Source organism: Bowmanella yangjiangensis, assembly GCF_017255015.1.
In the GTDB taxonomy this organism is placed as follows: domain Bacteria; phylum Pseudomonadota; class Gammaproteobacteria; order Enterobacterales; family Alteromonadaceae; genus Bowmanella; species Bowmanella yangjiangensis.
The window spans coordinates 1-528 of the sequence record NZ_JAFKCS010000528.1 but is presented as its reverse complement, the minus strand read 5'-3'; the positions used below and the strand labels follow the sequence as shown (position 1 = coordinate 528).

The 528-nt window shown below is 66.7% G+C and carries 1 protein-coding gene; it reads left to right on the top strand.

Going from position 1 to position 528, the window contains the following annotated elements; translation table 11 throughout:
• Positions 1–117 precede the first annotated feature (117 nt).
• Positions 118–528, top strand: a 411-nt coding sequence (locus J0A65_RS25485) for a GNAT family N-acetyltransferase (RefSeq protein ID WP_206597009.1), incomplete at its 3' end; no start/stop codon positions are given.

Sequence of the window (528 nt, the reverse complement as noted above, 5' to 3'; positions counted from 1 at the left end):
ATCTTCGTGGTCATCGGCATCCTCGCCGATCGCAACTAGCCCGGCTCACGCCAGTACCGGTGAGCGACCACCGGCAGCGGCGCCATACACAGAACTCGACCCGACAAGGACGTCATCATGATCCGCCCCTACCTGAACACTGACTGCGACGCGCTGCTCGACATCTGGCTGAGCGCCTCGCTACAGGCCCACGACTTCGTACCCGAGGCATTCTGGCGCGATCAGCTCGGCGCGATGCGCGAGCACTATCTGCCCCTGGCCGAAACGCTGGTGCTGGAACAGGGCGGCACGCCCCTGGCCTTTGCATCCGTACATGAAGGGCGCCTCGCGGCGCTGTTCGTCAGCCCGGAGCAGCAGGGCTGCGGTCTGGGCCTGCAGTTGCTGGAGGCCGTCATGGCCGAGCGCACGCGGCTCGAACTGGATGTCTACCAGGCCAACGGGCGGGCAACCGACTTCTACCGTCGCGCCGGCTTCGAGGTGATCGCTCAGGGGCACGACCCGCACACCGGCCAGGCGCAGCTGACGATG